Consider the following 14,623-nt stretch of genomic DNA (forward strand, 5'->3'; position numbering starts at 1 on the left):
AATACGCGCGAAGTGGCACTCCCGCTCCCAAACCGGTCGCGTGCACGTGCATCTGCCCTTGCATCTGGCGTACGCATTGGGAACCATGGGGAGCGCACACATGCACGCTCGTGAAAGATCCGCCAGGCCGCCGGCTCCGTCTGCCCCGGCCAGGGTCAGACGTCCGCGAATGCCAGGAGTGCCTCGCATGGGTACCAAGGTTTTGACCATGCTCCAGCCGTTATGGCAGGGCTTTCCTCCCGTCGACCCGCTGGCCGTCTCCGGATCCGTCTCCTACTCGCTGGCACCCCGGTACGAATCCGTGCGCGGCGCACGGCAGTTCACCCGGGAGACACTCTGCCGGTGGGAGCTGGAGGAGATCTTCGACGGCGTCGCCCTGGTCGTCTCCGAACTGGTCACCAACGCACTGCGGCACGCCGTGCCCGCCGGTGACTCCGGCGCTTGCGAGCGCCCTCACGACGGGGGCGCACTCCCCGCCCGCCTGCACCTGATGCGGTGGTCGTCCCGCCTGGTGTGCGCGGTACGCGACTCCAGCGACGCGTCACCGGAAGCCGAAGAGGCCGACGGCAGCGCGGAGTCCGGTCGCGGCCTCTACCTGGTCGACTCCTTCAGCGACGGCTGGGGCTGGCACCCGCTGGCCGGTACGCCGCACGGAAAGATCGTGTGGGCGCAGTTCCGGCTGCCCTGAGCGGTGGATGCTCCGGGGCCTCGGGGGCACGGGGCCCGGGGGCCCCGGGGCATCCGCCGGCCTGCCCGGACGGCCTGTGGACCGTCCGGGCAGGCGCGCGGGCACGGGCAGGGGCGGCATACGTCCGACGCCGTCCATCACTCCGTACCCGGCGCACTACCGGTGCGTACCGCCAGGCGCGTGAAAGCGATCAATCCCGCACCAGGTGGTCGAACTCGCCGTCCTTGACCCCCAGGAGCATCGCCTCGACCTCGGCCGGGGTGTAGACGAGCGCCGGCCCGTCCGGGAAGCGGGAGTTGCGTACGGCGATGTCCCCGCCCGGCAGCCGGGCGAACTCCACGCACGAACCCTGCGAATTGCTGTGCCTGCTCTTCTGCCAGGCCACACCGTGGAGATCCGTTGCGGCCATGCCGTTGTATGCGTCGGGCACAGGTGTCTCCCGGTGGATGCGGTGGTCAGCGGTGACAGGTCGTGGCGCGCTGAACGGTCGGTGATGGGCTGTCAGCAGCAGTGCGCACAGCGGAAACCGGTGTCAACTGCAACTGGTTGGGATCATAGCTGCGTTCATATGCGGATGCATGGTCGGATGCACGTGCACGACAGGCCGTGGCAACCCGGTCACAGCTCGTCGATCACCATGCTCACGGGACGTACCAGCGGACGCCAGAGTTCCCCGCAACAAGAGAACCGGCCTTCCGCAACACCTCTCGGTGCCACGGAGGGCCGGTCGGCCGCCCCATCACTTCGACGAGTACGGCAGCAACGCCATCTCCCTGGCGTTCTTGATCGCCCGAGCCAGCTGCCGCTGTTGCTGCGCGCTCACCCGGGTCACCCGGCGGCTGCGGATCTTGCCGCGGTCGGAGATGAACTTCCGCAGCAGGTCGGTGTTCTTGTAGTCGATGTACGTGATGCCCGCGGCGTCCAGCGGATTGGGACGGGGAGCGGTCTTCTTGCGGGGGTCGTGACGGCGCGGCATGGGGGCTCCTGAGGGGGTGCGGGGCACGGAGTACGGGGCCGACGGCGGCCCGGTGCTGTGAGCGCAGGGGTGCTGGGGCGCGGGGCGAGGGTGCGGGACCCGGAGGGCGACGGCGAGTACGGTCGGCGACCGCCTACGAAACGGGGTCGAGAAGCTCGTCGAAGGCGGGAGCCAGCCGCTTCCACGCCCCCGGCCCGCCCGCGTACTCCTCGTCCGTCAGCAGGCAGGACTCCAGCAGCGACGTCAGGCCGTCGCGGTCCAGCCCCGGCGAGGTGAAGACGAGGTGCTGTGCGCGGTCGCCGTGCTCGGGGTGCCAGTCCAGGGCGGCCGCGGCACGGCGTACCGGCGGCACCAGTTCCCAGGCGGCGTCCGGCAGCCCGGCCAGCCACGGCCCGGCGTTCTCGACGCACAGGGCGCCGCCCGCCGCGTCCCAGGAGAGCAGCGTGTCCGGCCGGTCCGCCAGCCAGAAGCGGCCGCGGCTGCGGGCCGCCGCACAGGTCAGGTCCTCCAGCGCCGCGTACAGCCGGGCCGGGTGGAAGGGCCGGGTGCGGTGCCAGACGAGCGTTCCGACACCGTCCGCGTCGGCCTCCTGCGGGAGCAGTGCGCACGCCGGATGCTGCCGGGCCGCCGCCGCCTCCACGTCGAACCCGGCGAGGGCCGCCGCGGCCAGCTCCCCCGGCGAGTCGGCGTCCACCAACTGTGCCGTCGGATGCAGTTGGGCGAGCAGCGCCTGATCGGCCGCGTCGCCCTCCTCCTCGCCACCCGGCACGACGGCGAGCACCGGCGGGTACTCCAGCTGCCGGGCCCAGGTGTCCGCGACGGTCCGCTGGTCGGAGGCCGCCGCGGCGAGCCCCGTCTCGGCCAGGTCCTCGCCGCAGCCCAGGTACGGCAGCAGCAGCGCCGGGTCGACGGCGGTGATCACACCGGTCAGCGTGAGCGCCTCACCGCCGCAGGACGTGACGACCTCGGCCATGGCCTTGGGTTCCACGGAGTCCCACAGTTCGACGACGGCGAGCCGGCAGGTCCGGCCGGCGGCGAGCCGTTCCAGCTCGGGGACCAGGTCCTCGCGCAGGGCGCAGCAGGCGCAGTCGTTGACCAGTGGCGCCTCGCCGGTGCCGAGCACGCCCCCGGCGTCCCGCACGGTCCGGCGAACCGTTCCTTCCGCGGCCGAGGCGAGGTCGTGGTGGAGCGCGACGCTGCCGTGCACGGCGCGCAGCAGCCGCTCGACGGCGGTCCGGCGGGCGTCCGAGTGCAGCCCGCCGACGATCACCACGGGCAGCCGGTCCCCGAAACCGCCGCCGGGGCCTTGGGCCGCGTCCTTCGGCGGGCCGCCCATCAGCGGGCCCCGCGCTTGCCGAACCGGCGCTCGAACCGCTCGACGCGGCCCGCGGTGTCCAGCACGCGCGCCGTCCCCGTGTAGAAGGGGTGGCTCGCCGAGGAGATCTCGACGTCGATGACCGGGTACGTGTTGCCGTCCTCCCACTCGACCGTCTTGTCGCCGGTGGCGGTCGACCGGGTCAGGAAGGCGAAGCCGGCGGCCCGGTCGCGGAAGACGACGGGCCCGTACGCGGGGTGGATTCCAGGCTTCATGGCGCTGCTCAGCGCTCCTCTCGGAAGTCGACGTGGCGGCGGGCGACCGGGTCGTACTTCTTCAGCACCAGCCGGTCGGGGTCGTTACGGCGGTTCTTGCGGGTGACGTAGGTGTAACCGGTGCCGGCGGTGGACCGGAGCTTGATGACGGGTCGTAGTTCGTTGCGGGCCATAGGAGCTACTATACAGAAATGGTTTCCATTTTCATTAGGAGGTTCTGACCTTGTCCGCCCACTGCCAGCTCACCGGCCGCAGGCCCGGCTTCGGCAAATCCGTCTCGCACTCCCACCGCCGCACGTCCCGGCGCTTCGACCCCAACATCCAGCGCAAGCGCTACTGGCTGGCGAGCGAGGGCCGGCATGTCCGGCTGACGCTGAGCGCCAAGGGGATCAAGACCGTGGACACGATCGGGATCGAGGCGGCCGTCGCCCGCATCCGCGCACGAGGGGACAAGGTCTGATGGCGAAGCAGAGCAAGATCGCGAAGAACGAGAAGCGCCGCGCGACGGTGGCGCGCTACGCCGCCCGGCGGGCCCTGCTGAAGACCGTCATCCGCAGTCCGCACACCCCCGAGGAGGAGCGGCTGGCCGCCCGGCGCGAACTGTCCCGCCAGCCGCGCGACGCGAGCGCCACACGCGTACGCAACCGCGACAGCGTCGACGGCCGCCCGCGCGGCTACTTCCGCGCCTTCGGCCTCTCCCGCGTCAGCCTGCGCGAACAGGCACACGCGGGCTTCCTGCCGGGCGTGCGGAAGTCGAGCTGGTAGGCCGTACGCGCATCCGGGCACCCACGGGGCCGCGCCGGGGCCGGGGACCCGGCGCGGGCCCGTGGCCTGGCGCCCCCTACGGGCCCGCGCGCCTCAGAACTCCCCGGTGTCGATCTCGAAGTCGAACGGGGCGGGAAGGGCGATCGTCTTGGAGAGGGCGACCGCCGTCTCGCGGGTGTACACGGGCCCCACGGGCTCGGAGTAGAGGGTCACCTGCTGTGCTTCCCTGTCCACCAGCAGGTAGAAAGGAATGCCGGCGCGAGCGTAACCGCGCAGCTTGGGGCCACGGTCGTTCTGCGCGGTGGACTGCGAGGTGACCTCGCCGACCAGCATCACCGGCGACGGATCGTGGTACTCCAGCGCGTCGCCGAAGCTCCCCTTCGGGGCGATCACCAGGTCGGGGACGACCTTTCCGGTGAGTGAGGCCCCCGGCACGTTCAGACCGAGCCCGGTACGCGTACGCAGTTTCGCGTCCTTACGGCGCCCGGAAACCTGGTCGGCGACCTCCGCCACGATTTCCTCGTGCTCGCCATTGGCGGGTGGTACCACGTGGATTTCCCCCTCGATCAGTTCCACGCGCCACCCCTCGGGGGCTGCCGCGCTCAACGCTTCGAAGGCATCCGCGACCGAGGCGACTGTGTCTGCGTCACCGGTCGCACACGAACTGCGCTCTGGGGCTGCCAATGCCACGGGACCTCCTTCGTGCGGAGCGACACTGCCAGCGTAAGTGACATCACGCAGGCGTTCAGGTGATCTCTCATCCGATCGGGCACCAGACCGGATGCTCTCCTCCGGTCAGCTGTCCCCGCCCTCGTCGATCAGGCGGCGGACCTCGCGGTCGATGAGGCCGAGGCGGGCCTCGGCGACCAGTGGGACGGCGCGGCGCTGGCGGCGGGCCTCGGCGGGGTCGATGTCCACCGTGACCAGCGCGGGCTCCCACTTCGGTGCCTGCGCCACCACCGTGCCGCGCGGGTCCACCACACGGGAGCCGCCCCAGAAGGCGGCGCCGTGCTCGCTGCCGACCCGGTTGACGAAGACGATCCAGCACTGGAGCATCCGCGCCGTGTAGGAGAGCAGGGTGTCCCAGTACAGGCCGGTGTCCATGGCCTCCGGGTCGAGGCTGGCCGCGCTGTTGGTGGGGACGAACAGCACCTCGGCGCCGTCCTGCACGGCGATCCAGGGCAGCACCGGCTGCCAGGCGTCGTTGCAGACCAGCGTCGCTCCCCGGCCGCCGCTGGGGGACTTCGTCAGGTCGTACGCGCGCAGCGACTGGCCGGGGCTGACGTGCTTGCGCTCCTCCCAGGACAGGTAGTTGGGGAGGTAGAGCTTGCGGTGCGCGTGCAGCAGCGCGCCGCCGGCGTAGTAGGCGGCCGTGTTGTAGGCGCGCAGGACCGTGTGCTCGTGAAAGCCCACGAGGACGTCGGGGCCGAGGACGCTCAGGTCGCGCAGCCGCGGGTCCTGGGCCTCGATCGAGGAGTCCAGGGGCAGGGCGCCCAGGTGGTAGCCGTGCAGGCTCAGCTCGGGGAAGACGACGAGGTCGGCGCCCTGCTCCGCCGACTTCTCGACCTCCTCCCGCGCGGTGGCGAGGTTCGCGTCGACCTCGCCCAGCGCGCAGTCCGTCTGTGCCAGCGCCACCCGCATTCCCGCACCTCGCTCCGTCGGCGGCCACGCCTGCCGTGCCGCCGCACCGCGCGGCGCGGTGGGTGCTATACCCGCCTTGCGTACGTTATGCGGCGTTATAGGCAGTACATAGCCATGCTGACAGAGGATGCGGGACCGGGCCTGTTCGCGGGCCCGGTCCCGGAGGCGGAGGCGGTCAGGGGCGGAGGAACTCCTCCATCGTGGTGGCCAGCGCCACCGGCGTCTCGTGCATCGGATAGTGGCCCGATCCCTCGATCGTGACGATCTCGGCCTGCGGGTACCACCGCTGCCAGGTCTCCCGCATCAGGTCGGCGGTCAACGCGAGGTCGTGGGCGCCGACGACCACCCGTACGGGGACGGGGAACCGCTTGGCCGCGTCCGCGACCGCCTCCGAGAGGTCGAGCTGCTGCCAGCTGGCGAGATAGGCCGCGTGGGCCTCCTCGCGGGAGATGTCGAGGGAGTGGCGCACCATGCGGTCCAGCCAGACGCGGCTCGCGCGGTGCCCCGTCACCAGGTCGATGATGGCGCGGCGCTTGTCCGGGTCCGTCGAGGCGCCGTAGAACAGCTCGTGCGTCGCGTCGTCCATCGGATACGCGGAGGCGGGCACCGGCGCGAGGCCGAGCAGCCGGTTCACCCGATGGGGCGCGCGGACCAGCACCTGCTGCATGGCCTTGCCGCCCATCGAATGGCCCACCAGGGAGAACCGGTCCCAGCCGAGCTGGTCGGCGAGGGCCAGCGCGTCGCCGGCGATCTCCGACAGGTCGTAGCGGCCCGGGACGTACTTGCGGTCGCCATAGCCGCGGCAGTCGAGGAAGGCGTACGTGAAGGTCTCCCGGTCGAGGAAGTCCAGGACGGAACCCCAACTGGCCGAGGTGCCGAACCAGTCGTGGAGGACGATCACCGGGTGCGGTCCTGAACCGATGGCGCGGTGCGCGATGGCCATACGGGCGACTCCCTTGTCTGCCGGGGCGGGGGTGCGGGTTGCGGGGCGCGGGGCGCCCGGGGGCGCGTGCGGGGTGCGTGACCTGGGTCGGCGCGCGCATTCTCCCCCTAGTCAGGTGGGCCGGGTAGGGGACATAACCGGCCAACGTCGGAGTTGACGTGCCGACTTGACGGCACGACTTGACGTGGCGCGTTGACGCTGCGGCGGTACGACGGTGCGGCGCCACGGCGGCACCGCGTTGCGGCGGTCGGGCAGGGACGGTGGAAGCGGCGGGGGCGGGGCGTTGTCAGTGGGGTGGTGTGCAATGGGGGAATGAACGGGGAGGTGCGGGTGGTCACGGCCTGAGGAGGGCCGGATGGGGCGCCTGTACGGGGCGCCTGTGCGGAGCGCCCGCATGGGGTGCCTCTACGGGGCGCTTGTGCGGGGCGGGGATGGGAAAGTGACCGTATGCGGTGGATTGTCGGGGGATCTGGGGACGGGGGTGTGTCGGCTTGTGCTGTGGATTCGGGCGGGCGGCCGGTGGGGGTGCCGGTTCGGGCGGGGAGCGTGGCGGAGGCCGTGCGCGCGTGTCCCGACGCGGAGCGGTGGGTGTGGCGGTCGACGGCGGAGACGTACCGGAAGCTGCTCGCGGCAGGCGTCCGCGTCGAGCGGTGCTATGACGTCGAGGCGGCCGAGGCGCTGCTGATCGGGCATGAGGAGGGCCAGTCGGGCCAGCCGCGCTCGCTGGCCGCGGCCTGGGCCCGCCTGCACCGGCTGCCGGTGCCCGACGACCCGCCGGTGCGGGGCGCGGAGACCCAGCCGTCGCTGTTCGAGCCGGGGCCGGTGCCGCTGCCTCCGGGGGTGGACGAGTTCACGGCGCTGCTGGCGGTGTACGCCGGGCAGTTGGAGCGTACGGAGCGGGCCGGGCATCCGGGGCGGATGCGGCTGCTGCTGGCCGCGGAGTCGGCCGGGATGCTCGTCGCCGCCGAGATGCGGCGGTCGGGGCTGCCGTGGCGGGCGGACGTGCACCGGGAGCTGCTGGACGAGCTGCTCGGCGAGCGTTATCCGGGCGGCCTGGAGCCGCGCCGGATGGCGGAGCTGGCCGAGGAGGTCTCGCGGGCGTTCGGGGAGGGCGTACGGGTGCGCCCGGATCTGCCGGGCGAGATCGTCAAGGCGTTCGCCGGGGCCGGCATCGCGTTGCGGTCGACCCGTAAGTGGGAGTTGCAGGAGGTGCGGCATCCGGCGGTCGCGCCGCTGCTGGAGTACAAGAGCCTGTACCGGCTGCACACGGCGCACGGCTGGGCGTGGTTGCAGCAGTGGGTGCACGGGGGCCGTTTCCGCCCGGAGTACCTGCCCGGGGGCACGGTCTCGGGCCGCTGGACGACCAACGGCGGCGGAGCGCTCCAGATTCCCAAGGTCGTGCGCCGGGCCGTGGTGGCCGATCCCGGCTGGCGGCTGGTGGTCGCGGACGCCGAGCAGATGGAGCCGCGGGTGCTGGCGGCGGTTTCCCGGGACCGGGGGCTGATGGAGGTGGCGGGCAGTGGCCGCGATCTGTACGCCGACCTGGCGGCGCGCGCTTTCGGGGGCGACCGGGCGCAGGCGAAGCTGGGGCTGCTCGGCGCCATTTACGGCCAGACGTCCGGGGACGCCCTCAAGCACATGGCGGATCTGCGGCGGCGGTACCCGGACGCGGTGGAGTACGTGGACGTGGCCGCCCGCGCCGGCGAGGAGGGGCGTCTCGTACGGACGTGGCTGGGGCGCACCTGCCCGCCCGCCTCCGTGGCGCCGCCCGACGAGGCGGGTCTGCCGCAGGAGGAGGCACCGGCGTACGGCAGTACGGCGGGTGCCCGTGCCCGCGGACGGTTCACCCGGAACTTCGTGGTGCAGGGCAGTGCCGCCGACTGGGCGCTGCTGATGCTGGCCGCGTTGCGCCGTTCGCTGGCGCCGCTCCGGGCGGAGCTGGTCTTCTTCCAGCACGACGAGGTGATCGTGCACGCGCCCGCGGAGGAGGCGGCGACGGTGGCCGGGGCCGTCGCGGAGGCCGCCGAGCTGGCGGGGCGTGTCGCGTTCGGTGAGACGCCGGTCCGGTTCCCGTTCAGTACGGCGGTGGTGGAGTGCTACGCCGACGCGAAGTGACGGGGGGGAGGCAGAGAGGCAGAGAGGCAGTGGGAGGGGTGAGGCAGTGGGGCAGTGGGGCAGTGAGGTGGTGAGGTGGTGAGGCTGCGGGGGTAGGCGGGGAGAGGGGGAAGAGAAGGGGTGGGGGAGGAAGGGAGAGGAGTGAGTGCCTGCCGTGCATGTACATCCTGAGCTCGCGCCCGTACTGGAGGAGTTGCCTCCGCTTCTCGACCCGTACGCCGACATCGAGGGCACCCGCGCCGGTCTGCACGCGCTGGCCCGCCACTTCCCGGCGGACCGCGACGGGGTGACCAGCGAGCGGTTCGCCGTGCCGCGTCCGGACGGTTCGCGGCTGGCCCTGGAGGTCTACCGGCCGGTGGACGCGCCCGGTCCGCTGCCCGGGGTGCTGCACTTCCACGGTGGCGGTTACACGTTCGGGCAGGCGCCGCCCGGTGAGGACCGTACGGCGATCGAGCTGGTCCGCGAGGTGCGGGCCGCGGTGGTCTCCGTGGAGTACCGCCTCGCTCCGGAGCACCCGTGCCCGGCGGCGGCCGAGGACTGCTTCCTCGCCCTGGAGTGGACGGCCGGCCGGGCCGCGGCGCTCGGTGTGGATGCCGCGCGCCTCGCGGTCAGCGGGCAGTCGGCCGGGGGCGGGCTCGCCGCCGCCGTCGCGCTGATGGCGCGTGACCGGGGCGGCCCGGCCCTCGTCCACCAGGCGTTGATCGTGCCCGACCTGGACGACGCGGCCGGTACGGGCCCGACGCCCGCGGACAGTGACCCGCGGCTGCCCGACGGCGCGTTCATCCAGCAGGGCTGGCGGCACTACACGCCCGAGGGCGCCGCCGCGTACCCGTACGCGGCGGCGGCCCGCGCCACCGATCTGCGCGGCCTGCCCGCCGCCTGCGTCGTCGTCTGCGGACTCGACCCGCTCCGGGACGCCGGGCTCGCCCACGCCCGTCGGCTGATGGACGCCGAGGTGCAGGTCGCGCTGCACTACGTGGCAGGGGCCTGGCACGGTTTCGAGATGTTCGCACCGGATTCCCGGCTCGCGCGGGAGACGACCGCCCACTGGACCGGCCTGCTGCGTGCCGCGCTGCACGGGGAGGAGGAGTACGTCATGGCCGCGCCGGTGCCCTGACGGCCGCCGCCGTCGCGGCACTCAGCCGGATGCCGCTGCCGTCGCGGCCAGGTGTGTCGTCCCGGGACGTTGGTGACGTCCCGGGACGTCGGTGACAGCCGACGCGCCGTACGCGGTGGCCGGGGCGCCCGTCGGGCACGCTTCGTCCGGAGCGGCGACCCCGGCGTGACCACGCCATAGACTCGACGGGCAGCCGAGAACGTACGGAAAGGGATCAGCGTTGGCCGACACCGGAGGGACTCCAGACGCCTCGGCACCGGCACCGGCCACGGACGCGGAAGCGGCCACGGACGCGGACGCGGAACGGCCGGCGAAGCCCGCGGAGTCCGCAGCGCCCGTGAAGAACGCCAAGAGCGGCGGGTCACCGGCCACGGCGCCCGAGGGCAAACTGGGCCCCAAGGACCGGCGCAAGCGGATCGCGGACCGGGTGCTGGCCGAGGGGCAGGTCAGCATCGAGGACCTGGTGCAGGAGCTGGGCGTCAGCCAGATGACGGTCCACCGTGATCTGGACTCCCTGGAGCACCAGGGCTGGCTGCGCAAGGTGCGCGGCGGGGCGACCGCCGCGCCCAACGCGCTGTTCGAGTCCAACGCGCGCTGGCGCGGCAACGAGCAGGTGGCGGCGAAGGAGGCGATCTGCGCGGCGGCGCTGGCCATCGCCGAGCCCGGCCAGGCCGTGATCATCGACGACTCCAGTACGGCGCTGCCGCTGGCCCGCTCGCTCGCCTCGCGCGGCGCGTACACGGTCATCACCAACTCGCTCCAGGTCATCAACGAGCTGGCCGAGGAGCCCGACATCCGGGTGATCGCGCTGGGCGGCGAGTACCACGCCGCCTTCAACGCCTTCCTCGGCATGTCCACGGCCGACATCGCCCGCAGTTTCCGCGCCGATGTCGCGTTCCTGTCCACCTCCGCCGTCGACAACGGCCACTGCTACCACCAGGCGCAGGAGAACGTCCTGGTCAAGCGGGCTCTGATGGCTGCGGCGCGGCACAAGGTGCTGCTGGTGGACCACTCCAAGTTCGGCCGCCAGGCGCTGTACGAGCTGGCGCCGCTGGCCGATTTCGACCTCGTCATCTCCGACGAGCAGCTTCCACAGGAGGAGCGGGACGCGCTCCAAGCCCTGGGAGTACGGTACGAGTTGGCTACGGAGGGGACGCATCGGTCATGAGTGACGGGCGGGAACGGGACGGGGAGCGGGAGCAGGGCCGGAGCCGGGAGCGGGACCGGGACCGGAGCCGGGACCGGAGCCGGGCAAGTGGCGGCTTGGAGCGGGTGAATCCGCCCGAGCTGTCGCCGCCGACCGGCTTCAGCCACGCCGTGCGGGCCGCGCCCGGGACGATCGTGTTCCTGGCCGGGCAGACCGCGCTGGACGGGGCGGGCCGCATCGCCGGGGACGGCGTCGTCGAGCAGTTCGAACGGGCGCTGGCCAACCTCCTGACCGCGGCGGCGGCCGCCGGCGCGGGCCCCGGCGACCTGGCCAAACTGACCGTCTTCGCCGTGGACGTGGCCGACTACCGCAGCAACGCGGCGGCCATCGGCCGGGTGTGGAAACGGCTGGTCGGCGGCGACTACCCGGCGATGGCGGTGATCGGCGCTACGCGGCTGTGGGACGAGGCGGCGCTCGTGGAGATCGAGGGCTTCGCGGTGGTCCGATAGCCGCACACGGGCCCCAGGCCACCGGCCGGTCCCACGCCACCGGCCGCCCTCACACCGCCGTTCGGTCCCATGCCACCGTTCGGTCCCACACCACCGGCCGCCCTCACACCACCGTCGGCCCTACGCCACCGGCTGTTCGCGGTGCAGCGCCACCAGATCGGCCGCGTCCCGCTCGTCCAGTACGAGCCCGAAGTCCGTCTCCAGTACGGCCGGGATCTCCTCGGCCGGAATCCGGCGCACCTCGCGGGACCAGTCGGGGCGGGTCAGCGTCAGCTCCGTACCGATCAGGGTGCGCCGCAGGTCCGGGGCGGGCTGCTGGACCACCATCCGGCCGGTGAACGGCGAGCGCGGGTGGGTGGAGATGTAGTAGTTGAAGACGCCGTAGTCGGCCGGGTGGCGCGCCTCCGGGCCGAAGGCGTACAGGTCGAACCAGCCGTCCTCGTGCTGCGAGCGCAGCACCCAGGTGCCGTCGTCCCCCTCCCGCACCAGGCCGAGCGTCCAGCCGCCCTGCCGGGCCTCGAAGCCGTCGCGCAGCGGGACCGGCTCCAGCAGCGCCTCGCCGCCGAAGCCGACATCGGTGATCCAGTCCTCGCCGTCCAGCCGCACCGTGAGCAGGGCATGGGTGACCGGCCGGATCTTGGCCTCGCCCATGCGGATGCGGGCGCCCAGGCCCGTGACCCGGAAGCCGAGGCGCTCCAGCGCGGCGGCGTACAGCAGGTTCTGCTCGTAGCAGTAGCCGCCGCGGCGGCGGCCGACCATCTTCTCCTGGAGGGACTTCACGTCCAGGAGGACCGGCCGCCCCAGGACGATCTCCAGGTTCTCGAAGCCGAAGGTGGCGGCGTGCCGGGCGTGCAGCTTCCGCAGGGTGGTCTCCGTCGGTGCGCGCTCGCCCTCGTATCCGATGCGTGCGAGGTACGCGTCGAGGTCCAGCTGGTCCCCGCCCCAGACGGTGTCGGTCATGATCGGTCCTCTGCTCTTTCCGCGCCGGGCGCTGTGGGGCGGCGGCCGGCGACTGCTCACCCGCGGCCGGTGAAGCGCCCCCTGCGACCCTACGAGACGGCCGGTGCCCTCAGACGATGACCCCGTCGAAGCCGTAAGCGGAAGCGATGCGCGAGTAGTTCCGCAGGGGCACGTCCCAGGCGAAGACCTCCATCCGGCGGCCGTGTACGCCGCGCAGCCGGTGGACGGCGGCCACGTACTGCGCGTTCACCTTGGACAGCTGCGGGTTGATCTGGTCGGCGAAGCGCGCGTACGACGCCAGTGCGTTCAGCGGCGGGTTGCCCAGGAACCCCGTACGGACGGCGGGCACCAGCCGGCGCACCGTCTGCACGCTGCTCGCGCTGAAACTCTGCACCACCAGCCGGCGGCGCGCGTGCCCCCGGTCGAGCCAGCCCGCGCCGGACAGCTCCTTGACGATGCGTGCCTCGATGCCGGGATACAGCTGCGGGCTCTTGATCTCCAGCAGCAGCCGCAGGTCGTGGTCCTCCATACGCCGCAGGAACTCCCCGAGCGTCGGCACGCGTTCGCTCGCGAAGCGCTTCCCGAACCAGCTTCCGGCGTCCAGCCGCGCGATCTCGGCGGCCGTGAAGTCGCGCACCCGCCAGGGGGCGCGCTGGGGGAACAGGCGCCGGGCGTTGGTGGTCCGCGCCAGCGTGGGGTCGTGCATCACCACCAGCTTCCCGTCCCGGGTCTGCTGTACGTCGTTCTCGACCCAGGTGAAGCCCTGGCGGTCCGCGGCGTCCACCGCGGCGAGGGTGTTCTCCGGCGCCACCTGGGAAGCGCCCCGGTGCGCGACGACGACCGGGCCGGAGAGCCAGGGAATGCGCACCACACCGGCCAGCGGGGCCGCCGCCCGGCCGACGGCGCCCGCGCTGGCATGCGCGCTACCTGCACAGACGGGGGTCAGAGCCGCGATCATCAGTGCGCATCCGGTGGCCGCCGCAACACGCAACGAGCTCTGGTTCATCGAGGGGCCTCCCGGCACGCCAATCGCGGACAGCAACGACAGCGACAGCCTTGCCCCAATATGCCCTTAAGCATTCAAAAATGCCGCCAAGCGGGGCGTGCACTCCGGGGAGCGCGCGCCCCGGCGCGCCATGGGTCAGCGGGCGCCGTCGGCAGCCAGCAACCGGTACCGCGCCGCACCCGTACCGTCCGCCACTCCGTCACTATTACTCGCTTCGTCACCGTCTCCCGCTTTAACCCCGTCTGTCACTCCGTCACCGTCCCCCGCTTCGCCCTCGTCCGCACCCTCGTCCCGCCGCACCAGCCCGCCGGTCGGCGCCGCGAAGTGGCTCCCGAGCATCAGCGCACCGCTCCGCGCCACCTCGTCGAACAGCCACCGGCGCGTCCGTACGGCCTCCTCCGGGTCGATGTCGACACTGCTGCACAGCTCCGGGTGCGCCAGCTGCACGGGGTGGTGCACGCAGTCGCCGGTGATGACGGCCGACTCCCCCCGGCTGCGCAGGACGACCGCGCTCTGGCCGGGCGTGTGGCCGGGCGTCGGGACGAGGGTGAGGCCCGGGAGGATCTCGGTGCCCGGGGCGGCGACGTCGACCAGGTCCAGCAGGCCGTGTTCGCGTACGGGCTCGACCGAGTCGCGGAACATCTGACGGCGGCTCTCCTCCATCTCGACGCCGGACCAGTAGGTGTACTCGGTACGGGAGGTGAGGTAGCGGGCGCGGGGGAACGTCGGCTGCCAACTGCCGTCGGGAGCCAGGCGGGTGTTCCAGCCGACGTGGTCCGCGTGGAGGTGCGTGAGGATCACGTAGTCGATCTGGTCCGGCGGGAAGCCGGCGGCGGTGAGCCGGTCGAGGTAGGGCGTGTCGAGCTGGTGCCAGGCGGGGTTGGCGCGCGTCTTGCCGTTGCCGATGCCGGTGTCGACCAGGACGCGCAGGCCGTCGATCTCCAGCGCGAAGGTGTGCACGGCGGCGCGGAGGGTGCCGTCGGGGCGGGCGAACTCCGGAGCGAGCCACGGCACTTCGGAGACGAGTTCCGGCGTCGCCCCGGGGAGCAGCCAGGCGCCGGTCTCGGGCGGCAGCGCGACTTCGTCGATGCGGTGTACGACGACGTCGCCGACGTGCCAGCGGGTTTCGGGGTGGCGGGGCATGGGTCCTCCGTACGGGGCTGCGG

Annotated in this window: 18 protein-coding genes; 7 read left to right on the top strand and 11 right to left on the bottom strand. The window is 72.6% G+C overall.

The features are described 5' to 3' along the window. Positions 1–187: 187 nt before the first annotated feature. Complete coding sequence (locus A6A06_RS08905) at positions 188–688, top strand: ATP-binding protein (RefSeq protein WP_073760654.1); 501 nt, start codon at positions 188–190, stop codon at positions 686–688. Between the two features lie 190 nt (positions 689–878). Here the strand turns inward: A6A06_RS08905 and A6A06_RS08910 are convergent, their stop codons facing one another. The 5 genes from A6A06_RS08910 to rpmG all read right to left on the bottom strand — a co-directional run bounded on the left by A6A06_RS08910 (position 879) and on the right by rpmG (position 3,427). Further along, positions 879–1,118: a DUF397 domain-containing protein gene (locus tag A6A06_RS08910; protein ID WP_242440647.1), complete on the bottom strand. Its 240-nt coding sequence runs from the start codon at positions 1,116–1,118 to the stop codon at positions 879–881. Positions 1,119–1,427: 309 nt separating this feature from the next. After that, positions 1,428–1,664 (bottom strand): 30S ribosomal protein S18, encoded by a 237-nt coding sequence (gene rpsR / locus A6A06_RS08915; RefSeq protein WP_073760655.1) that lies wholly within the window; start codon positions 1,662–1,664, stop codon positions 1,428–1,430. A gap of 133 nt (positions 1,665–1,797) precedes the next feature. Continuing rightward, the gene (locus A6A06_RS08920) at positions 1,798–3,000 is read right to left on the bottom strand and encodes a CobW family GTP-binding protein (RefSeq protein WP_073760656.1); all 1,203 of its coding nucleotides are present in this window, start codon (positions 2,998–3,000) and stop codon (positions 1,798–1,800) included. Next, positions 3,000–3,254 carry a type B 50S ribosomal protein L31 gene (locus A6A06_RS08925; protein ID WP_073760657.1) on the bottom strand — a complete coding sequence of 85 codons (255 nt, stop codon included), beginning with the start codon at positions 3,252–3,254 and terminating at the stop codon, positions 3,000–3,002. Before A6A06_RS08925 ends, A6A06_RS08920 begins: the two co-directional genes overlap by 1 nt. 8 nt (positions 3,255–3,262) lie before the next feature. Beyond that, on the bottom strand, positions 3,263–3,427 hold the full coding sequence (gene rpmG / locus A6A06_RS08930; RefSeq protein WP_030679044.1) for a 50S ribosomal protein L33: 165 nt from the start codon (positions 3,425–3,427) through the stop codon (positions 3,263–3,265). Positions 3,428–3,477: 50 nt separating this feature from the next. On the opposite strand from rpmG, the gene rpmB reads away from it, so the two are divergent. Together rpmB and rpsN are read left to right on the top strand one after the other, a co-directional pair. After that, the gene (gene rpmB, locus A6A06_RS08935) at positions 3,478–3,714 is read left to right on the top strand and encodes a 50S ribosomal protein L28 (protein ID WP_073760658.1); all 237 of its coding nucleotides are present in this window, start codon (positions 3,478–3,480) and stop codon (positions 3,712–3,714) included. Next, a complete protein-coding gene (rpsN, locus tag A6A06_RS08940; RefSeq protein WP_073760659.1) occupies positions 3,714–4,019 on the top strand; it encodes a 30S ribosomal protein S14 in 306 nt (101 codons plus the stop codon). The genes rpmB and rpsN overlap by 1 nt, the downstream gene beginning before the upstream one ends. Positions 4,020–4,112: 93 nt before the next feature. Here the strand turns inward: rpsN and A6A06_RS08945 are convergent, their stop codons facing one another. From A6A06_RS08945 to A6A06_RS08955, 3 genes are all read right to left on the bottom strand, one after another. After that, entirely contained in the window at positions 4,113–4,709 is a 597-nt protein-coding gene (locus A6A06_RS08945) for a Uma2 family endonuclease (RefSeq protein WP_079193899.1), read from the bottom strand. Between the two features lie 105 nt (positions 4,710–4,814). Continuing rightward, positions 4,815–5,660: a nitrilase-related carbon-nitrogen hydrolase gene (locus A6A06_RS08950; RefSeq protein WP_073760661.1), complete on the bottom strand. Its 846-nt coding sequence runs from the start codon at positions 5,658–5,660 to the stop codon at positions 4,815–4,817. Positions 5,661–5,835: 175 nt separating this feature from the next. Continuing rightward, positions 5,836–6,603 (bottom strand): alpha/beta fold hydrolase, encoded by a 768-nt coding sequence (locus A6A06_RS08955; RefSeq protein WP_073760662.1) that lies wholly within the window; start codon positions 6,601–6,603, stop codon positions 5,836–5,838. A gap of 447 nt (positions 6,604–7,050) precedes the next feature. Here A6A06_RS08955 and A6A06_RS08960 point away from each other — a divergent pair, with 447 nt between their 5' ends. The 4 genes from A6A06_RS08960 to A6A06_RS08975 all read left to right on the top strand — a co-directional run bounded on the left by A6A06_RS08960 (position 7,051) and on the right by A6A06_RS08975 (position 11,491). Beyond that, the gene (locus tag A6A06_RS08960; RefSeq protein ID WP_073760663.1) at positions 7,051–8,718 is read left to right on the top strand and encodes a bifunctional 3'-5' exonuclease/DNA polymerase; all 1,668 of its coding nucleotides are present in this window, start codon (positions 7,051–7,053) and stop codon (positions 8,716–8,718) included. 154 nt (positions 8,719–8,872) lie between these two features. After that, positions 8,873–9,835, top strand: coding sequence for an alpha/beta hydrolase (locus tag A6A06_RS08965; protein ID WP_242440648.1), 963 nt, complete (start codon positions 8,873–8,875; stop codon positions 9,833–9,835). A 220-nt stretch (positions 9,836–10,055) separates the two neighbouring features. Then, a complete protein-coding gene (locus A6A06_RS08970; protein WP_079193900.1) occupies positions 10,056–11,003 on the top strand; it encodes a DeoR/GlpR family DNA-binding transcription regulator in 948 nt (315 codons plus the stop codon). Next, positions 11,000–11,491 carry a RidA family protein gene (locus A6A06_RS08975; protein WP_242440649.1) on the top strand — a complete coding sequence of 164 codons (492 nt, stop codon included), beginning with the start codon at positions 11,000–11,002 and terminating at the stop codon, positions 11,489–11,491. Before A6A06_RS08970 ends, A6A06_RS08975 begins: the two co-directional genes overlap by 4 nt. 120 nt (positions 11,492–11,611) lie before the next feature. Here A6A06_RS08975 and A6A06_RS08980 read toward each other — a convergent pair whose 3' ends face one another. From A6A06_RS08980 to A6A06_RS08990, 3 genes are all read right to left on the bottom strand, one after another. Continuing rightward, positions 11,612–12,451, bottom strand: coding sequence for an arylamine N-acetyltransferase family protein (locus A6A06_RS08980; RefSeq protein WP_073760666.1), 840 nt, complete (start codon positions 12,449–12,451; stop codon positions 11,612–11,614). A gap of 109 nt (positions 12,452–12,560) precedes the next feature. Beyond that, on the bottom strand, positions 12,561–13,457 hold the full coding sequence (locus tag A6A06_RS08985; RefSeq protein ID WP_073760667.1) for a glycerophosphodiester phosphodiesterase: 897 nt from the start codon (positions 13,455–13,457) through the stop codon (positions 12,561–12,563). 135 nt (positions 13,458–13,592) lie between these two features. Further along, positions 13,593–14,600, bottom strand: coding sequence for an MBL fold metallo-hydrolase (locus A6A06_RS08990; RefSeq protein WP_079193901.1), 1,008 nt, complete (start codon positions 14,598–14,600; stop codon positions 13,593–13,595). Between the last annotated feature and the right edge of the window lie 23 nt (positions 14,601–14,623).

Origin of the sequence: Streptomyces sp. CB02923 (assembly GCF_001905005.1) — a bacterium.
Lineage (GTDB): Bacteria > Actinomycetota > Actinomycetes > Streptomycetales > Streptomycetaceae > Streptomyces.